This window comes from Solwaraspora sp. WMMB335 (assembly GCF_049179075.1).
Taxonomy (GTDB): domain Bacteria; phylum Actinomycetota; class Actinomycetes; order Mycobacteriales; family Micromonosporaceae; genus Micromonospora_E.
On record NZ_JBMHMF010000001.1, the window covers coordinates 3,063,628 to 3,078,597 of the forward strand.

General features: G+C 69.0%; 15 protein-coding genes. 2 read left to right on the top strand and 13 right to left on the bottom strand.

The genetic code is table 11. The features are described 5' to 3' along the window. Positions 1 to 65: 65 nt before the first annotated feature. The 9 genes from ACN27F_RS13045 to fabI all read right to left on the bottom strand — a co-directional run bounded on the left by ACN27F_RS13045 (position 66) and on the right by fabI (position 8,708). Positions 66 to 1,343, bottom strand: a complete 1,278-nt coding sequence (locus ACN27F_RS13045) for an ABC transporter permease (protein WP_421433631.1) — start codon at positions 1,341 to 1,343, stop codon at positions 66 to 68. Between the two features lie 6 nt (positions 1,344 to 1,349). Further along, positions 1,350 to 2,729, bottom strand: a complete 1,380-nt coding sequence (locus ACN27F_RS13050; RefSeq protein ID WP_421433632.1) for an ABC transporter permease — start codon at positions 2,727 to 2,729, stop codon at positions 1,350 to 1,352. Further along, positions 2,726 to 4,279 carry an ABC transporter ATP-binding protein gene (locus ACN27F_RS13055; RefSeq protein WP_421440161.1) on the bottom strand — a complete coding sequence of 518 codons (1,554 nt, stop codon included), beginning with the start codon at positions 4,277 to 4,279 and terminating at the stop codon, positions 2,726 to 2,728. Before ACN27F_RS13055 ends, ACN27F_RS13050 begins: the two co-directional genes overlap by 4 nt. Before the next feature lie 141 nt (positions 4,280 to 4,420). After that, positions 4,421 to 5,488, bottom strand: coding sequence for a BMP family lipoprotein (locus ACN27F_RS13060; protein ID WP_421440163.1), 1,068 nt, complete (start codon positions 5,486 to 5,488; stop codon positions 4,421 to 4,423). A 290-nt stretch (positions 5,489 to 5,778) separates the two neighbouring features. Then, positions 5,779 to 6,120 (bottom strand): hypothetical protein, encoded by a 342-nt coding sequence (locus tag ACN27F_RS13065; protein ID WP_421433633.1) that lies wholly within the window; start codon positions 6,118 to 6,120, stop codon positions 5,779 to 5,781. A gap of 132 nt (positions 6,121 to 6,252) precedes the next feature. Then, positions 6,253 to 6,456 (bottom strand): hypothetical protein, encoded by a 204-nt coding sequence (locus tag ACN27F_RS13070; RefSeq protein ID WP_421433634.1) that lies wholly within the window; start codon positions 6,454 to 6,456, stop codon positions 6,253 to 6,255. A gap of 72 nt (positions 6,457 to 6,528) precedes the next feature. Next, complete coding sequence (locus tag ACN27F_RS13075) at positions 6,529 to 7,341, bottom strand: helix-turn-helix transcriptional regulator (RefSeq protein ID WP_421433635.1); 813 nt, start codon at positions 7,339 to 7,341, stop codon at positions 6,529 to 6,531. A 36-nt stretch (positions 7,342 to 7,377) separates the two neighbouring features. Further along, the gene (locus ACN27F_RS13080) at positions 7,378 to 7,881 is read right to left on the bottom strand and encodes a MaoC family dehydratase (protein ID WP_421433636.1); all 504 of its coding nucleotides are present in this window, start codon (positions 7,879 to 7,881) and stop codon (positions 7,378 to 7,380) included. Further along, the gene (gene fabI / locus ACN27F_RS13085) at positions 7,878 to 8,708 is read right to left on the bottom strand and encodes an enoyl-ACP reductase FabI (protein ID WP_421433637.1); all 831 of its coding nucleotides are present in this window, start codon (positions 8,706 to 8,708) and stop codon (positions 7,878 to 7,880) included. Before fabI ends, ACN27F_RS13080 begins: the two co-directional genes overlap by 4 nt. A gap of 260 nt (positions 8,709 to 8,968) precedes the next feature. Here fabI and ACN27F_RS13090 point away from each other — a divergent pair, with 260 nt between their 5' ends. Then, on the top strand, positions 8,969 to 9,334 hold the full coding sequence (locus tag ACN27F_RS13090) for a nuclear transport factor 2 family protein (RefSeq protein ID WP_421433638.1): 366 nt from the start codon (positions 8,969 to 8,971) through the stop codon (positions 9,332 to 9,334). A gap of 252 nt (positions 9,335 to 9,586) precedes the next feature. Next, entirely contained in the window at positions 9,587 to 10,975 is a 1,389-nt protein-coding gene (locus ACN27F_RS13095; RefSeq protein ID WP_421433639.1) for an MFS transporter, read from the top strand. A gap of 77 nt (positions 10,976 to 11,052) precedes the next feature. On the opposite strand, the gene ACN27F_RS13100 is transcribed toward ACN27F_RS13095, so the two are convergent. From ACN27F_RS13100 to ACN27F_RS13115, 4 genes are read right to left on the bottom strand one after another with little or no spacing between them, the layout of a single operon-like run. Next, positions 11,053 to 11,544 (bottom strand): PaaI family thioesterase, encoded by a 492-nt coding sequence (locus ACN27F_RS13100; protein ID WP_421433640.1) that lies wholly within the window; start codon positions 11,542 to 11,544, stop codon positions 11,053 to 11,055. After that, entirely contained in the window at positions 11,544 to 12,332 is a 789-nt protein-coding gene (locus ACN27F_RS13105; protein WP_421433641.1) for a thioesterase II family protein, read from the bottom strand. Before ACN27F_RS13105 ends, ACN27F_RS13100 begins: the two co-directional genes overlap by 1 nt. A 19-nt stretch (positions 12,333 to 12,351) precedes the next feature. Then, entirely contained in the window at positions 12,352 to 13,350 is a 999-nt protein-coding gene (locus ACN27F_RS13110) for an LLM class flavin-dependent oxidoreductase (protein ID WP_421433642.1), read from the bottom strand. Between the two features lies 1 nt (position 13,351). Continuing rightward, positions 13,352 to 14,959 (bottom strand): long-chain-fatty-acid--CoA ligase, encoded by a 1,608-nt coding sequence (locus ACN27F_RS13115; RefSeq protein ID WP_421433643.1) that lies wholly within the window; start codon positions 14,957 to 14,959, stop codon positions 13,352 to 13,354. Positions 14,960 to 14,970 lie beyond the last annotated feature (11 nt).

The following is a 14,970-nucleotide window of genomic DNA, read 5'->3' on the forward strand; positions in this document are numbered from 1 at the left end:
TGCGGGTCACCGGGCCACGACCGACCGGCCAGTAGTAACCAGTAGTAAACGGTAGACCGCGCTGGTCAGGACTTGATGTAGGGCTTGCCGTCAGCGGCCGGGGCACGGACCCGGCCGACCAGCCCGGCCACCGCGAGAATGGTGGCCAGATAGGGCAGCATCGCCAGGAACTGGCTGGGGATGGCGCTGCTGATCGCCCCGAGGTACGCCCCGAGCTGGTCGGCGAAGCCGAAGAACAGCGAGGCGAGCAGCGCCCCGGTCGGGCTCCACCGGCCGAAGATCATCGCGGCGAGCGCGATGAAGCCCTTGCCGCCGATCATGTTCTTGGTGAACGAGTACAGCAGCAGGGTGTAGGACCCACCGCCGATCCCGGCGACCATGCCGGCGAGCAGCACGTTGCGGTAGCGCAGCCCGAGCACCCGTACGCCGAGGGTGTCAGCGGCGACCGGATGCTCGCCGATCGACCTGGTCCGCAGCCCCCACCGGGTCCGGAACAGTGCCACGTTGATCACCACGACGAGGATCAGCGCGAGGTAGAGGAAGATGTTGGTCCGGAACAACGCCGGACCGATCACCGGAAGCTGCGACAGCAGCGGAATCTCCCAGATCCCGAAGTGCGGCGGCTGGTTGAACCGGGGCTGGTCGGTCTGCATCAACCGCTCGTAGAGGAACCCGGTCAGGCCGACCGCGAACAGGTTCAGCACGATCCCGATGACCACCTGGTCGACCAGGTAGCGGATGGCGAACAGGGCCAGCAGCAACGAGATGAACGCGCCGCCGAGCGCGGCGGCGATCAGCCCGGTCCACACGTTGCCGGTCATGGTGCCGATCAGTGCCCCGGTGAAGGCGCCCATCAGCAGCTGACCCTCGATGGCCACGTTCACCACGCCGGAGCGCTCGCAGAGCACGCCGGCCAGGGAGCCGAAGATCAGCGGCAGGGCCAGCAGGAAGGTGCCGCGCACCATGTTGACCATCGGCATGAAGTTCTGCCCGGCCGGCGCGGTGGAGATCTGCCAGCACAGGAAACTGACCACGAATCCCACGATGCCGATGCCGAGCAGCCAGCGGAACCACCGGACGCCGTACGGGGTGAGCAGGATCGCGCCGACCGCGACGGTGATCAGGCCGAACAGCACCGCGCCCAGGTTGCCGGGAATGCGCAGGGCGGCGCCGCCCGCGGTCTCACTCAACGTGAACCGGGCCTGCTGCGAGCTGGCCAGCGGGCCGAACACGGCCGCGGCGATCACCCCGGCGGCGGCCATCCCGGCACCGGTGATCCGGGTACGGTTCCAGAACCGGTCGGTGACCGCGATCGGTGTGTCCGCGACGATCATGGTGGACAACGCCGGTCACCAACCCTTCGCCATGCTGGTCTGCATCCGGACGGCCCGCGCGGCCCGGAGCTGGAAGATCGCCTTCACCAGGGCGGGTGCGGCGATGAAGATCACGATCAACGCCTGCAGGACGGTGACCAGCTCCAGCGATATGCCGGAGAACGACTGCATGGTGTTGCCACCGGCGCGCAGCGCGCCGAACAGCAGGGCGGCCAGCGCGACCCCCCAGGGTTTGACCCGGCCGAGCAGCGCGACCAGGATGCCGTCGAAGCCGATCTGGGCCGCGACCAGTGGAGTCAGCGCGTTGGCGGTGCTGCCCAGGACCATGTTGGCGCCACCGAGTCCGGCCAGCGCGCCGGCGACGACCATCAGCAGCACGTACGTGCCGGCGACACTGATCCCGGCGGTACGGGCGGCGTCCGGGTTGGCGCCGACGGCACGCAACTCGAATCCGAAGGTGGAGCGGTTGAGCAGCCAGGCGACGGCGGCGGTGGCGGCGATCGCGACCAGGATGCCGGCGTGCACCCGCAGCCCGTCGCCGAGCAGCCGGGGCAGCTGGGCGCTGGCGTCCACCGGCCGGCTGATCGCGTCGGGGCGGTCCGGGTTCTGGATGCCCCGCTGGATGATGATCCAGGTGAGGAAGTACAGCGCCACGTAGTTGAGCATGATCGTGTTGATCACCTCGTGAGCACCGGTGCGCGCCTTGAGGAAGCCGGGGACGAACCCCCAGATCGCGCCGCCGACCGCGCCGGCGAGCACCGCGACGATCACGTGCAGCACCGGCGGCAGCGGCAACAGGAAACCGGCGAGCGCGGCCAGGATGACACCGACGATCGCCTGCCCCTGGGCACCGATGTTGAACAGGCCTCCCCGGAACGCCAGCGCCACCGACAGCCCGGTGAACACCAGCGGAGTCGTGTAGGTCAGGGTCTCCGAGATCGGGCCGAACACGGCCGTCCACTGTGCGTCGCCGCCGGCCCAGGCCGCGACGGTGTCCGGATTGACCACCGCGCCCTTGAACAGGTTGGTGTACGCCTCACTGACCAGATTCCAGCTCGCGGTCAGCGCATCGTCCGGACGGGCGAAGAAATAGGTGTACGTGGCGAGCACGTCCGGATCGGAGACGATCATCAGTATGCCGCCGATGACGATGGCCAGCACCAGCGCGAGCACCGTGACGGTGACCGTGTTGGCCGACCAGAGATTACGCAGGAAATGCTGCCCGAGGGCACCACCGGAGCTGTCGGCCGGGGGCCGCGTGCCGACGGATCCACTCGTCGCGGAACCATCTGTCGCGGCGTCGGATGCCGCGGCATCGGGTATTGCGGCGGGCGGCTCGGCGCCGGCGGGCGGCTTGTCCGGCGAACCTGCCGTCGAGCCGTTCTCGCTGGTCATTGCGTCCCTTCTTCGTCTACCGCCGGGTCCGCCGGCGCACCCACCGGGTCGACCACGCCGGCCATCAGCAGTCCGATCTGTTCGCGCGGGGTGTCCGGCGGTACGACCGCGATGATCCGGCCGCGGTACATCACCGCGATCCGGTCGGCCAGGCCGGTGACCTCGTCCAGTTCGCTGGAGACGACCAGTACACCGGTGCCGGCGTCACGCTCGTGGACGATCCGGCCGTGGATGAACTCGATCGATCCGACGTCGACCCCCCGGGTCGGCTGCGCCGCGACGAGCAGCTTCAGCGGCCGGGAAAGTTCCCGGGCCACGATCACCTTCTGCTGGTTGCCGCCGGAGAGCGTGCTGACCGGCGCGTCGGCGGAGGAGGTACGTACGTCGAACTGCGCGATCCGCTCCCGGGCGCCGGCCGCGATCGCGGCCGGGCGCAGCACCAGCGCGGACCCGTACGGCGGCTGGTCGTACAGATCGAGGACCAGATTCTCGGCGACGCTGAACTCCTTGACCACCCCGTCGACGCTGCGGTCCTCGGGCACGTAGCCAACCCCGGCACGCAGCACCCGTTTCGGGGTCCAGCCGTCGATGCGGTCGCCGTTGAGGGTGATGGCACCGGCCCGTACCGGGCGCAACCCCATGATCGCCTCGACCAGCTCGGTCTGGCCGTTGCCCTGCACCCCGGCGATGCCGAGCACCTCACCGGCGTGCACGGTCAGGTCGACCCCGTCGACCACCCGGTAGTCGCGTTCGTCGGTGACCACCAGGCCGTCGACGGTGAGCACCGGATCGCCGGGGTCGGCCGGGGACTTGTCGACGGTGAGGCTGACCGTCCGCCCGACCATCAGCGCGGCCAGTTCGTCACGGCTCGCGCTCGGCTCGGCGGTGGCCACCGTCCGGCCTCGGCGGATCACCGTGATCCGGTCGGCGATCGCCTTGACCTCGCCGAGCTTGTGGGTGATGAACACGATCGACTTGCCGGCCCGCGCCAGCGAGCGCATCACGGCGAGCAGGTCCTCGGTCTCCTGCGGGGTGAGCACCGCGGTCGGCTCGTCGAGGATCAGCAGGTCGACCTCGCGGGTGAGTGCCTTGACGATCTCCACCCGCTGCTGGATGCCGACCGGCAGGTCCTCGATCACCGCGTCCGGGTCGACCGCCAGGCCGTACCGGTTGGAGACGTCGACCACCTCGGCGCGGGCCCGCCGCTGGTCCAGGAAGCCGAGCAGCCCGCCATGGGTACGTTCGGCGCCGAGCATGACGTTCTCGGTGACGGTGAGCACCGGCACCAGCATGAAGTGCTGGTGCACCATGCCGATTCCGGCGGCGATGGCGTCCCGCGGGCTGCGAATCTTGACGGGCTCGCCGTCGACCAGGATCTCGCCCTCGTCCGGCTGCAGCAGCCCGTAGAGGACGTTCATCAGGGTCGACTTGCCGGCGCCGTTCTCGCCCAGCAGGGCATGGATCTCGCCGGGTTCGACGGTCAGGTTGATGTTGTCGTTGGCGACCAGATCGCCGAAGCGTTTGGTGATGCCGCGCAGTTCGAGTCTCAGCGGAGCCTCCTGGGGGACCGCCGGGCCATCGGAGGTCCGGACGGGTGGACGGCTGAGGCCGCCCCTGTCACCGGAGGTACGGGATCCCGGTGACAGGGGCGGGTGTGCAGGTGCGCCGGGGGCGGCGCCGACCGCGGTCGGTTACTCCGGCTGCGCCTCGGAGACGACCTCGATGGTGCCGGCGATGATGTCGGCCTTGAGCTGCTCGATCTCTTCCTTCAGCTCGGCCGGGACCCGGTCTTCGAACTCGTTGTACGGCGCCAGCGAGACGCCCTCGTTCTCCAGGTTGCCCAGGTAGCCGGGGTCGGCGCTGAGCTCGTCACCGGCGGCACCGGTCAGCACGGCCTGCTTGACCGCGTCCGGGATGTTCTTGACGACGGTGGTCAGGAAGGTGTCGCAGTACTGCTCGGCACTCTGGCAGCCGTCGACGTCGACCCAGATCACGCTGTACGCACCACCGGCGGCCTGCGCGGCGGCGGCGGTGCCGAGCCCGGCGCCACCGGCCACCGGCATGATCACGTCGGCGCCCTGGGCGACCAGGCTGTCGCTGACCCGCTTGCCCTCGTCCTGGGCGACGAAGTCGTTGGTGAACGAGCCGTTCTGGGTCGCCTTGTCCCAGCCGAGGACCTGTACGTCGGCGCTCTTGACCTCGTTGTAGTGTGCGACGCCGTCGACGAAGCCGTCCATGAAGATGGTCACCGGCGGGATCGGCAGGCCACCGTAGGTACCGACGATGCCGCTCTCGGAGAAGCCGGCCGCCAGGTAGCCGGCGAGGAACGCGGCCTGGGCGGTGTCGAACTGCATCGGGTAGACGTTGGTGGGCTCCAGTTTGGCGTCGACGATGCCGAACTGCTGGTCCGCGTTGGCGCCGGCGACGGCAGCGGTGGCGTCGCCCATCAGGCCGCCGACGGCCAGGATGAAGTCGCAGTCCTGGTCGACGTAGCCGGTCAGGTTCGGTTCGTAGTCGGCTTCCGCACTGGAGGCGACGTACTTGCCCTCGACCGCGTCGTTCTCGCTCTCCGCCGCCTGGACGCCCGCCCAGGCCGAAGCGTTGAAGGACCGGTCGTCGATGCCGCCGACGTCGGTCACCATGCACGCGGAGTACGTTTCGGTGGCCTCTCCACCAGTGCCTTCGCTATCGGGCGCCTCGCCACACGCGGCAGCGGTGAGCACCAGCCCACCAGCCGCGAACACCGAGACGATCCGCATCCCACGCGTAGCGCGCAAGACGGTCTCCCTTCCATTGCACACCGCCACTGTCGCGGCGCAGCGTCTTTCCGCCCGGCCGGTCCGACCGGACGCACTTGGGACGGGAGCGTACGCCCGGTCCCGTCCACCGGCCGACAATCGTGCACGACTGTTGAGCCGCCGTTACCCTCGCGTAACTCTCCCGCGCGGGAGGTGACTCACCGGCGTACGGCGGCGCTCCCTGCCGTGACCCTATCCGGGCCGGTTGCCGACGGTGGACGCTTCACCCGGTCGCGCCCTGGCCGCATGGGTCAGCGCCAGAAGACCGCGACGGCCGCGTTGGCCAAGGTCAGCACGACAACCGCGATAAAATGTCCCTTATTTACCGCTTCTCGCTTACGCGGAAAGAAGACCATCGCCAGAATGAGCAGCGAGAGCACCAGTTTGGTAACGAGTTTCGCCGTAGCCGGCTCGTCGCCGTCGCGTAACGGCGCGGACAGCCCGATCCCGGTGACGACCTGGATCACGGCTCCCCAGAGCATGGCGGGATTGATCCGGATACGGCCACTCGCCCACTGGACGACAGCGCCGCCGAGCAGCAGCGCGAACCCGATCAGATGCACGTAGAGCAGTACGAGCCTGAGAGCTTCCACGGGAGCATCCTCCCGTACCCGGGCCGCCGCGGCCGTCCCCGGGTCCGGCGCGTTACGCCGACGGTGGCCGGTCCCGCCGGGCGACGGCCGGACCGACCACGACGACCGGTGGGTGTAACGCCACGAGGAATCTCAGGTCTGCTTCCGACGCAGTCCGACGATTTGAAGAACGGCGAACAGGCCGACGACGCCAGCCTGCATCACGATCCAGACGCGGGCGACGACGGATGGATCGCCGAGGCCGGCACCAGCCGTCACAAGGCTCCCCAGCACCCAAATCAGATTGACAGCAACCACTGTCACCGCAGCCGGCTGCCACGAGGTACACCAGTCCATTCAGACCGGTCACCACGGCATCCAGTTTCAGCGCGAGCCGCAGGAACTTGTCGGAAGCGAGTCGATGCGTGATCAGCTACCGGAAAGCGCGAACTGATGCGTCTCCCGCAACACGCGTGCGGTCTCCTGATCAGCCGGGTAAAATGATTCGATCGACAACTCGGACACCGTGATGTCCAGCGGAGTGCCGAATGTGGCGACCGTCGTGAACATACTCAACAGCCGCCCGGCGCGCCGGATCCGTAACGGAACCACGATGCTGGCGACCGGAGTCGGCTCTGCCTCGCCGGAGTCGTCCCCCGGATAGTCGGACAGCTCATCCTCCAACTCGGCCAGCGCCGGGTCGCCGCTGGCCTCGACCTGGCGGCGTAACCGATGGAGCAGGTGGGCGCGCCACTCACCAAGGTTGACGATGTGCGGTGCCAGGCCCTGCGGGTGCAGGCTCGCCCGGAGAACGTTCGCCGGCGGAGCGAGCAGCCATGGTGAGACCAGGTCGGTCAGCACACCGAGACTGGTGTTCGCCTCGACGAGATTCCACCCCCGGTCCACGACGACCGCGGGATAGGGTTCGTGACCGGTGAGTACCTGCCGGACGGCCGCCCGGATCACCGACATCGACGGCTCGTCCAACGACGTCTCCGGGTACACCGGCGCGTAGCCGGCCGCCATCAGCAGCCGGTTGCGTTCACGCAGCGACAGGTCGAGCTGATCGGCGAGCTGGAGCACCATCTCCCGACTCGGTGCCGACCTACCGGTCTCCAGGAAGCTGAGATGACGGGTGGAGATGTCCGCCCGGATGGAGAGTTCGAGTTGGCTGAGCCGGCGGCGCCGCCGCCAATCCCGCAACAGCTCACCAACCGCCGACCTCGTCACGGTGATCGACATTCTGCCATCGTGCAGGCCGGCACTACATGACGTCCATTACCTTGAAGGTAGTTTCCTGCGAACAGACTGGTTGTCGTCGGCTCGGTACAGGTAGGTCACCCCAGCGCGCAGGACGACGGTCATGGTGGCATCGACCTCGGTCTCCATCTGCACGCCGAAGACCGACTCCCAGTACCCCCGCGGACGTGCCCGCGCCGACCGCAACTCGATCCGGGCGCGCAGCCGTGCCCCGACCCCGACGGCGGCGCCGAGCCGGATGCCGTCCACACCCTTGTTGAGGATGTGATCCACCCCGTCCACCATGATCACCTCGGCGAGCATCGCCGGGATGAGCGACACCACCAGGAAACCGTGCGCGACAGGACGGCCGAACGGCCCGGTCGCGGCCCGGCACGGATCGACATGAATCCATTGCCGGTCACCGGTGATCCGGGCGAAGTCGTCGACCGTCTCCTGGTCGATCCGTTTCCAGGAGCTCGTCCCCAGTTCGGTCCCGACCAGGGCCGGCAGGCCGGTGGGGCAGGCCAGGCGATGCATCATCGGACCTGCGCGGGGACCGGATCGAGATCGCGGCCGACAGCGGACGTCACCGGCGCCGGCGCCGCACCGACGGCATGTACCCCGCCATCGACATGGATCACCTCTCCGGTGACCGCCGGCAGCCAGTCCGACCAGAGCGCGCAGATCGCCCGACCGACCGGCAGGGCGTCGGTGACGTCCCACGGCAACGGCGACCGGTCCCAGGCAGTCTGCAGCGACGTGAACGAGTTGATCGCGGTGGCGGCGATGGTCCGCAGCGGGCCGGACGCCACCAGGTTCACCCGGGTGCCCTGCTGCCCCAGGGCGTGGGCGAGGTAGCGGCAGCAGCCCTCCAGCCCCGCCTTGGCCACCCCCATCCAGTCGTATCCCGGCCAGGCCTGCCCGGCATCGAAATCGAGCCCGACGACCGATCCGCCACCGGCCTTCGCCAACAGCGGCGCGCAGGCCCGGGCGAGCGCGGCGAACGAGTACGTGGACACCTCCATCGCCCGGGCGACATCGGGCCACGGTGTATGCAGGAAGTTGCCGTCCAGTGCCGAGGGCGGAGCGAAGGCGACGGCGTGCAGCAGGCCGTCCAGCCGCCCCCAACGCGACTCGAGGTCCGCCGCCACGGCTGAGAGATGGTCCGGCTCGGTGATGTCGAGTTCCAGCACCGGACACGGCTCCGGCAGCTTCTCCGCCACCCGTCTGGTGATCGACAGACCTCGGCCGAACCCGGTCAGGACAATCTCCGCGCCCTCCTGCTGCGCCAGTCGGGCGGCGGCGAACGCTATCGACCGGTCGTTGAGCACACCGGTGACCAGGATCTTCCTGCCAGCCAATAGCATCGCTGCTCCAATTCCTTGGGAGAACGGCAGTCGGCACTGCCGACGTGCCACATTTCGGACCTCATTGTCAGTGGGTGGCCTGACAAGGCATTGACAGGCCGCTGATGGAGTACGGCTTCGGCATCATGAGTGGCCGACGCGTTGGCCGCCGGCGTTACCCATCAGGTAATCGACGACCCGGCCACGACATGCCATATTCCCAATGACTTTGTCGGTCCCGGCAGCATGGCTGCCCATACTGAAACGGAGCCAGGCGTTCCATGAGTGATTTCATCAAGCTCGCCGAGCGGTACCTTGAGATCTGGAACGAGCCGGATGCGCAGGCCCGCGCGCAGAAGATTCGCGACCTCTGCCAGGAAGACGTCACCTACACCGATCCGATGGCGGACGTGAGCGGGCACGAGGCGTTCAACGCGCTTGTCGGCGCCGTCCAGCAGCAGTTCGCCGGGATGGTGTTCACGCTCGACGGCAGCGTCGACGCGCACCACGATCTGGCCCGCTTCACCTGGGGTCTGGCACCGGCCGGAGCGGACGAGGCCCTGGCGATCGGGTTCGACGTGATCAAGACCGGCCCGGACGGCCGACTGGCGGCCGTCTACGGATTCCTCGACAAGATCCCCGGCTAATCGCCGCTCTCCCCACGGATGGCCCCGGCCATCCAGCCGTCGGACGTCCGTCCGACCGGCATCGATCTGGCCAAGGTCCGCGCTGGCGGGCTTTGGCCAGACTGCCATCGGCCCGGTCCGCAACGGCCGGCCGGCCGACATCATGCCGGCTCGCCGGTCGGCGGGCGGCCAACGGCTGGAGCACCCTTGACGCACTCCACCACTTTGCCCAAACCGGCGAACAGCGCTTCGATCGGCGCACGCCTCGACCGCATGCCGATCATCAGCGCACATCGCACATTGACTTTCCTCATCGGCATCGGCCTGTTTTTCGATTACTTCGACAGTAATCTCTCCGGTACGGTGTCGAAGGTCCTGCAGGTCGAGTTCGGCGTGGACGGCAACACTCTCAAGCTGTTCCTCGCCTCCGGATTCATCGGCCAGTTCTTCGGCTCGATCCTGCTCGGCCGCCTGTCCGACATCACCGGACGCCGCCGGGCGTTCATGATCAACCTCGCCGTCTACTCGGTGTTCACCCTGCTCGGCGCCTTCTCCCCGAACGCCGCGTGGCTGATCCTCACCCGCTTCATCGCCGGCGTGGGCATCGGAGCGGAGCAGACACTCGCCGACTGCTATCTCGCGGAGGTGCTGCCGGCTCGTCGGCGCGGGCGTTTCATCGGCTGGGCCTACTGCATCGCGTTCTGCGGCGTTCCCGCCGTCGGGTTCACCGCGCTCTGGCTCGCCCCACAGACGATCCTGGGGCTCGCCGGCTGGCGGTGGGTCTTCATCATCGGGGCGCTCGGCACCGCGCTGATCTGGATCCTCCGGCGCCGGCTCGTCGAGTCGCCACGGTGGCTGGCCGAACAGGGCCGCACCGCCGAGGCGGAGGCGATCGTGCGGGGCTTCGAGCGGCAGGCCGGCATCCAGGGGCAGCCGGTCACGGCAGAGCCCGCGTCGCCGGCCACGGCAGAACCCGCGCGGCAGGCCACGGTTGAGCCGGCGCAGACCGACCCCGTCCGCCTGCGCCGGCCGGGCTACCGCGAGTTGTTCGGCCCGTTGTACTGGCGCCGCACCGTCATGCTCTGGACGTTCTGTCTGCTGTCGGTGACGGCGTACTACGGTTTCGGCGCGCTGGCCCCACAGGTACTCGCGGTCAAGGGATTCGACGTCGTCGCCGGACTCGGCTACACGGCGATGTCGTTCCTCGGCTATCCGATCGGTTCGTTGCTGTCCGTGCCGATTCTCGACCGGGTGGAGCGACGCACGCTGATCTGCGTCTCGGCCGCGCTGATGGCCGCCAGCGGCATCGGGTTCGGCCTGGCCGGCAGCACCGTCGCCGTCGTCGCCTTCGGCTTCTGCTACACGTTGCTGAGCAACGTCTTCTCCACCGCGTCGCACGTCTACCTGTCCGAGCAGTACCCGACCGCCTTCCGGACGACCGCGGCCGGAGCGGCCTACTCGTTGTCGCGGCTCAGCGCCGCGCTGCTGCCCTTCGTCCTCCTGCCGATCCTCACCAACGCCGGAGCAGGCTGGCTGTTCACCGTGATCGCCGGCTGCGTGGCGATCATGATCGCCACGATCCTGCGGCTCGGGGACCGTACCACCGGGACGTCGGTCGACCTGCCGACCACGGCGGGAGCGGGCCACGACGGCAGCAGCTGACGGACGTACACCGATGCGGGGTGTGCGCGGTCCGGGCGACGGACCGCGCACACCCCGCGGGCATCTGGGTGAGGCTGTTACCGGAGAACGATCTGGGACTGCACCACGATCCCGACCGCTGGGCGCTCACCCGTGCGCTCACCCCCGTGGGTGCCGTTCGCGCAAGCGGGTTCCATCAGGTGCAGATCCGTCTGGACCACGATGACGCTACGGCCGACGCTCAGCGGTCGGGCGACCGCCTGCACCGTCCCCCGACGGACCGCCGCGAGGAAGTTCACCGTCAACTCGATGGTCGAGGTGACGGCCCCGGTGGGCAGGTTGAGGTACGCGCACACGCCTGCCACCGAGTCGGCCAGCGCCACCAGGGTGCCGCCGTGCATCACCCCGCCCGCCGTGCACAGCCGTGGGTGCCAGTCCACCTCACCCGCGACCCGGTCCGGACCGAGCTGGCCGAACCGGATACCGAGGGTCGCGGACAGTGGCATGAGGTCCGGCAGGGTCCGCGCGGTGAGCGGTGGACCGACGGTCGGTGGACCGGTGGTCGACCCGCGGCCGTCCACCGACGGCATCAACGGGTCCCGGCCGCTTCGAAACGGTAGAGGTGCCGGGCGAAGTCGGTGGTCACGGTCAGCGCATGGGCATCGATGTAGAAGTGCCCGCCGGGGAACTCGCTGTTGCCCAGGTAGCGGGGAGTCCTGTCGCGCCACGACTCCATCGCGTCCTTGCGCTCCATGAGCGGATCCGAGGCCCCGCCGTAGGAGACCACCGGACAGCGCACCACGGCCGGCTCGTCCACGTACTGCGCGCAGATGGCCAGGTCCGCGCGCAGGGCCGGCACCACCAGGGCGAGCATCTCGGGATTGTCGTAGATCTCCGCCGGGAACGAGCCCAGCTTCTTGATCCACTCGACCATCTCCGATTCCGGCATCCGGGACTGTTCGTCGGTCGGCTGGAAGAAGCCCTGCGGTGCCCAGCCCGACATCCCGAGCAGGATCGGTCCCGGATCGCCTTCGGCCTCGATGCGCTGGGTCAACTGGTACGCGAGTTGTGATCCCATGCAGTGGCCGAAGAACGCGTACGGGCGATGGTCGAGTTCGGCCACCACCGCCTCGTACAACGCGTCCATCAGCGGTTCCCACTTGTCGTACGCCTGCTCCTCCCGCCGGTTGTGCCGGCCGGGCAGGGTGATCGCCTGGGCGGCGACGTCCGACGGCAGCAGTTGCGGCCAGTCCCGGTAGATGATCGCGCCGCTGCCGGCGTGCGGAAACAGGAACAGTCGGATCCGGGAGTCGGCCGACGGCTCGTCCGGATGCAGCCACTGCCCGGCTTCGGACGTCTGCCCGATGTAGTCAGTCATGGTCAACCTCGATTCCGGATCAGTTGGCGGCGATCGGGACGGCGGCTTCCCGCAGCGCGGGGAGAACGGTCGCACCGAGTTGTGCGAGATGCGGTCCGGGATCCAGCGACCCGATCCGGATCACGACATGACGGGCGCCCGCCCGCAGGTATCCCACCAGCCAGTCGGCGCATTCCTCGGCGCTGCCCCAGCCGTACGCCTGGATCTGCGCCATCGTCTCCAGCGACCTGCCGTAGTACCGGTGCAGGTAGTCCGCCAGCTCCGCTTCGGCGGCGGCCCGGCTGTCACCGATGGTCACCGTGGCGTACATGCCCGGGACGACCGCGTCCTGCGCACGGCCCAGGTCGCGGCAGTGCTCCTGCACGGTACGCCAGGCCGTGTCGTACGCCTGCGCGGTCGGCAGGAAGGGCATCCACCCGTCGTAGCGCTCGGCCACCCGGCGCAGCACCCGGGGCGTGTCGCTGCTGGCCAGCCAGAGCGGCGGCCCGCCGGCGCGGTACGGGGCGGGTAGCCGGTCGAGACCGTCGGCCTGCCAGTACCGCCCGGTGAAGTCGGTCGGCTCCGAATGCCGGCTCCGCCACGCCGTCCGCCACAGGTCGACGATTTCGTCGAGCCGTCCCGCCCGACCGGCGAAGGCGGCGTCCACGAGGCCGAACTCCTCCTCCGTCTCGGGAATCGGAAAGCCCGAACCGAGGCCGAGGGCCAACCGGCCGGTACACGCGTGATCCAGGCTGGCGATCATGTTGGCGCCGATCAGCGGGTGCCGCAGCGCCGGCGTCATCGCCGCGGTGCCGAGGGTGACCCGGCTGGTGACGGCGGCGCAGGCGGCGAGCACCACCATCGGGTCCAACCGTGGCCGGGCGACCAGCGAGTCGCCGGTCCACACCGAGTCGAACCCCAGCGACTCGGCCTGCCGCGCGAAGTCGAGGATCTGCGCCATGTCGATGCTGTCGGTTATCGCCTGTTCGCGGGTCGGCAGCAGGACCCCGATCAGACACGGCTGGTCGATGATGGACATGTCAGTCTCCTTTCGAACCCGACGCGGCGGCCACGAGATCCGCATCGCCCTGCCCGGCGAGACGTTCCCGGACGAGCCGACGGAGGATCTTCCCGGACGGATTGCGCGGCAGCTGCGCCACCATGTGGTACTCGACCGGGATCTTGTAGTCGGCGACCCGGCCACGGAGGAAGACCAACAGTTCGCGAGGGGTGGCCCGGTGCCCCGGCCGAATCACCACACAGGCGTGGACCGCGTCCCCCCAGCGGGGGTGTGACATACCGACCACGGCGACGTCGGCGACCGCGGGATGGTCGGCCAGTTCCTTCTCCACCTCTGCGGGGTACACGTTCTGCCCGGCCACGATGATGGTGTCGTTGATCCGGTCGCCGAGGAAGAGGTAACCGTCCTCGTCGAGACGACCGGCGTCGCCCATGTACAGCCACTCGCCGACGAGGGTCCGGGCGGTGGCCTCGGGCAGATTCCAGTATCCGAGCATCCGGGCTGGGGTACGCACGCACACCTGGCCCGTCTCGCCCGGTGGCAGTGTCCGCCCGTCCCGGTCCACCACCTTGATCTCGGTGCCCGGGCAGGCCCGGCCCGCCGCGCGCAGCAGCCCACTGCCCGGCACGTGCGCCGCCGGCGGCAGGCAGACCGCGACCGTCCCGGTCTCGGTGCTGGCGTAGATCTGCGCGAACTCGCAGCCGAACGTCTCCAGACACTGGCGGAGCAGTCCTTCGGAGATCGGCGCGGCGCCGTAGGCCACCTTGCGCATCGACGCGAACGTGTCGGGGCCGACGCCGTGTTCGGCGAGCATCATGGCGAGCATGGCCGGGGCGACGAAGGTGATGGACACCTCGTACTCCCGGATCAGCCGGACCGCTTCCTGCGGTAGGTACATCCGCATCACCACATTGGTGGCGCCGGCGTTGAAGCCGTGCATGAACCAGCCGATCCCGGCGATCCCGAGGCCCGGTAGGGAGATGAGGCTGACGTCGTCCGCACGCCAGTCGATCCAGTCGACCCCCTCGGCGCGCATCGCCGCCGGCAGGCTGAAGAAGCTGCGGTGGGCCAGGACGACACCCTTCGGTTTGCCGGTCGTACCGCTGGTGTAGATCTGTACGACCGGGTCGTGCGGCCCGCAGCGATGCTCCACGTCGCTGTCCGCCACGTCGGCCAGCCAGTTGGTCAGCCCGGCGCCGGGATCGTCGGAGCCTTCGGCGTCGAGCACGACGACCTGTCGGATCGTCGGTACGTCCGGGCGCACCCGGTCGACGACCGGGTGGAACTCGCGCTCCACGAACACCAGTTCCGCGGTGGAGTCGCGCAGGATGTGGTCGACCTCGCCCGCGGTGAGCCGCCAGTTGACCGGGACCAGCACCGCGCCGATCTTCGCGCAGGCGAGCACCGTCGAGTAGTAGTGCTCCGATTCCTTGCCCAGGTAGGCGACGCGGGTCCCCTCCCGGACCCCCGCCTGGCGCAGCCGGTGGGCGGTCCGGTTGCTGTGCCGGTGCAACTGGGCGTACGTCACGGCCCGGTCCGCGCACCGGATGGCCACGTGCTCGCCACGGTCGCGGGCATGTGCCGCCGATGTCGCCGACAGGGTCCAGTCTTCGGGCAGGTCGTCCACATGTTCCTCCA

Bases quoted from the DNA above. Each gene is read 5' to 3' on its own strand.
- ACN27F_RS13050 (WP_421433632.1), bottom strand. From the start codon at position 2,729: ATGACCAGCGAGAACGGCTCGACGGCAGGTTCGCCGGACAAGCCGCCC.
- ACN27F_RS13060 (WP_421440163.1), bottom strand. From the start codon at position 5,488: ATGCGGATCGTCTCGGTGTTCGCGGCTGGTGGGCTGGTGCTCACCGCT.
- ACN27F_RS13070 (WP_421433634.1), bottom strand. From the start codon at position 6,456: ATGGACTGGTGTACCTCGTGGCAGCCGGCTGCGGTGACAGTGGTTGCT.
- ACN27F_RS13075 (WP_421433635.1), bottom strand. From the start codon at position 7,341: ATGTCGATCACCGTGACGAGGTCGGCGGTTGGTGAGCTGTTGCGGGAT.
- ACN27F_RS13080 (WP_421433636.1), bottom strand. From the start codon at position 7,881: ATGATGCATCGCCTGGCCTGCCCCACCGGCCTGCCGGCCCTGGTCGGG.
- fabI (WP_421433637.1), bottom strand. From the start codon at position 8,708: ATGCTATTGGCTGGCAGGAAGATCCTGGTCACCGGTGTGCTCAACGAC.
- ACN27F_RS13090 (WP_421433638.1), top strand. From the start codon at position 8,969: ATGAGTGATTTCATCAAGCTCGCCGAGCGGTACCTTGAGATCTGGAAC.
- ACN27F_RS13095 (WP_421433639.1), top strand. From the start codon at position 9,587: ATGCCGATCATCAGCGCACATCGCACATTGACTTTCCTCATCGGCATC.
- ACN27F_RS13100 (WP_421433640.1), bottom strand. From the start codon at position 11,544: ATGCCGTCGGTGGACGGCCGCGGGTCGACCACCGGTCCACCGACCGTC.
- ACN27F_RS13105 (WP_421433641.1), bottom strand. From the start codon at position 12,332: ATGACTGACTACATCGGGCAGACGTCCGAAGCCGGGCAGTGGCTGCAT.
- ACN27F_RS13110 (WP_421433642.1), bottom strand. From the start codon at position 13,350: ATGTCCATCATCGACCAGCCGTGTCTGATCGGGGTCCTGCTGCCGACC.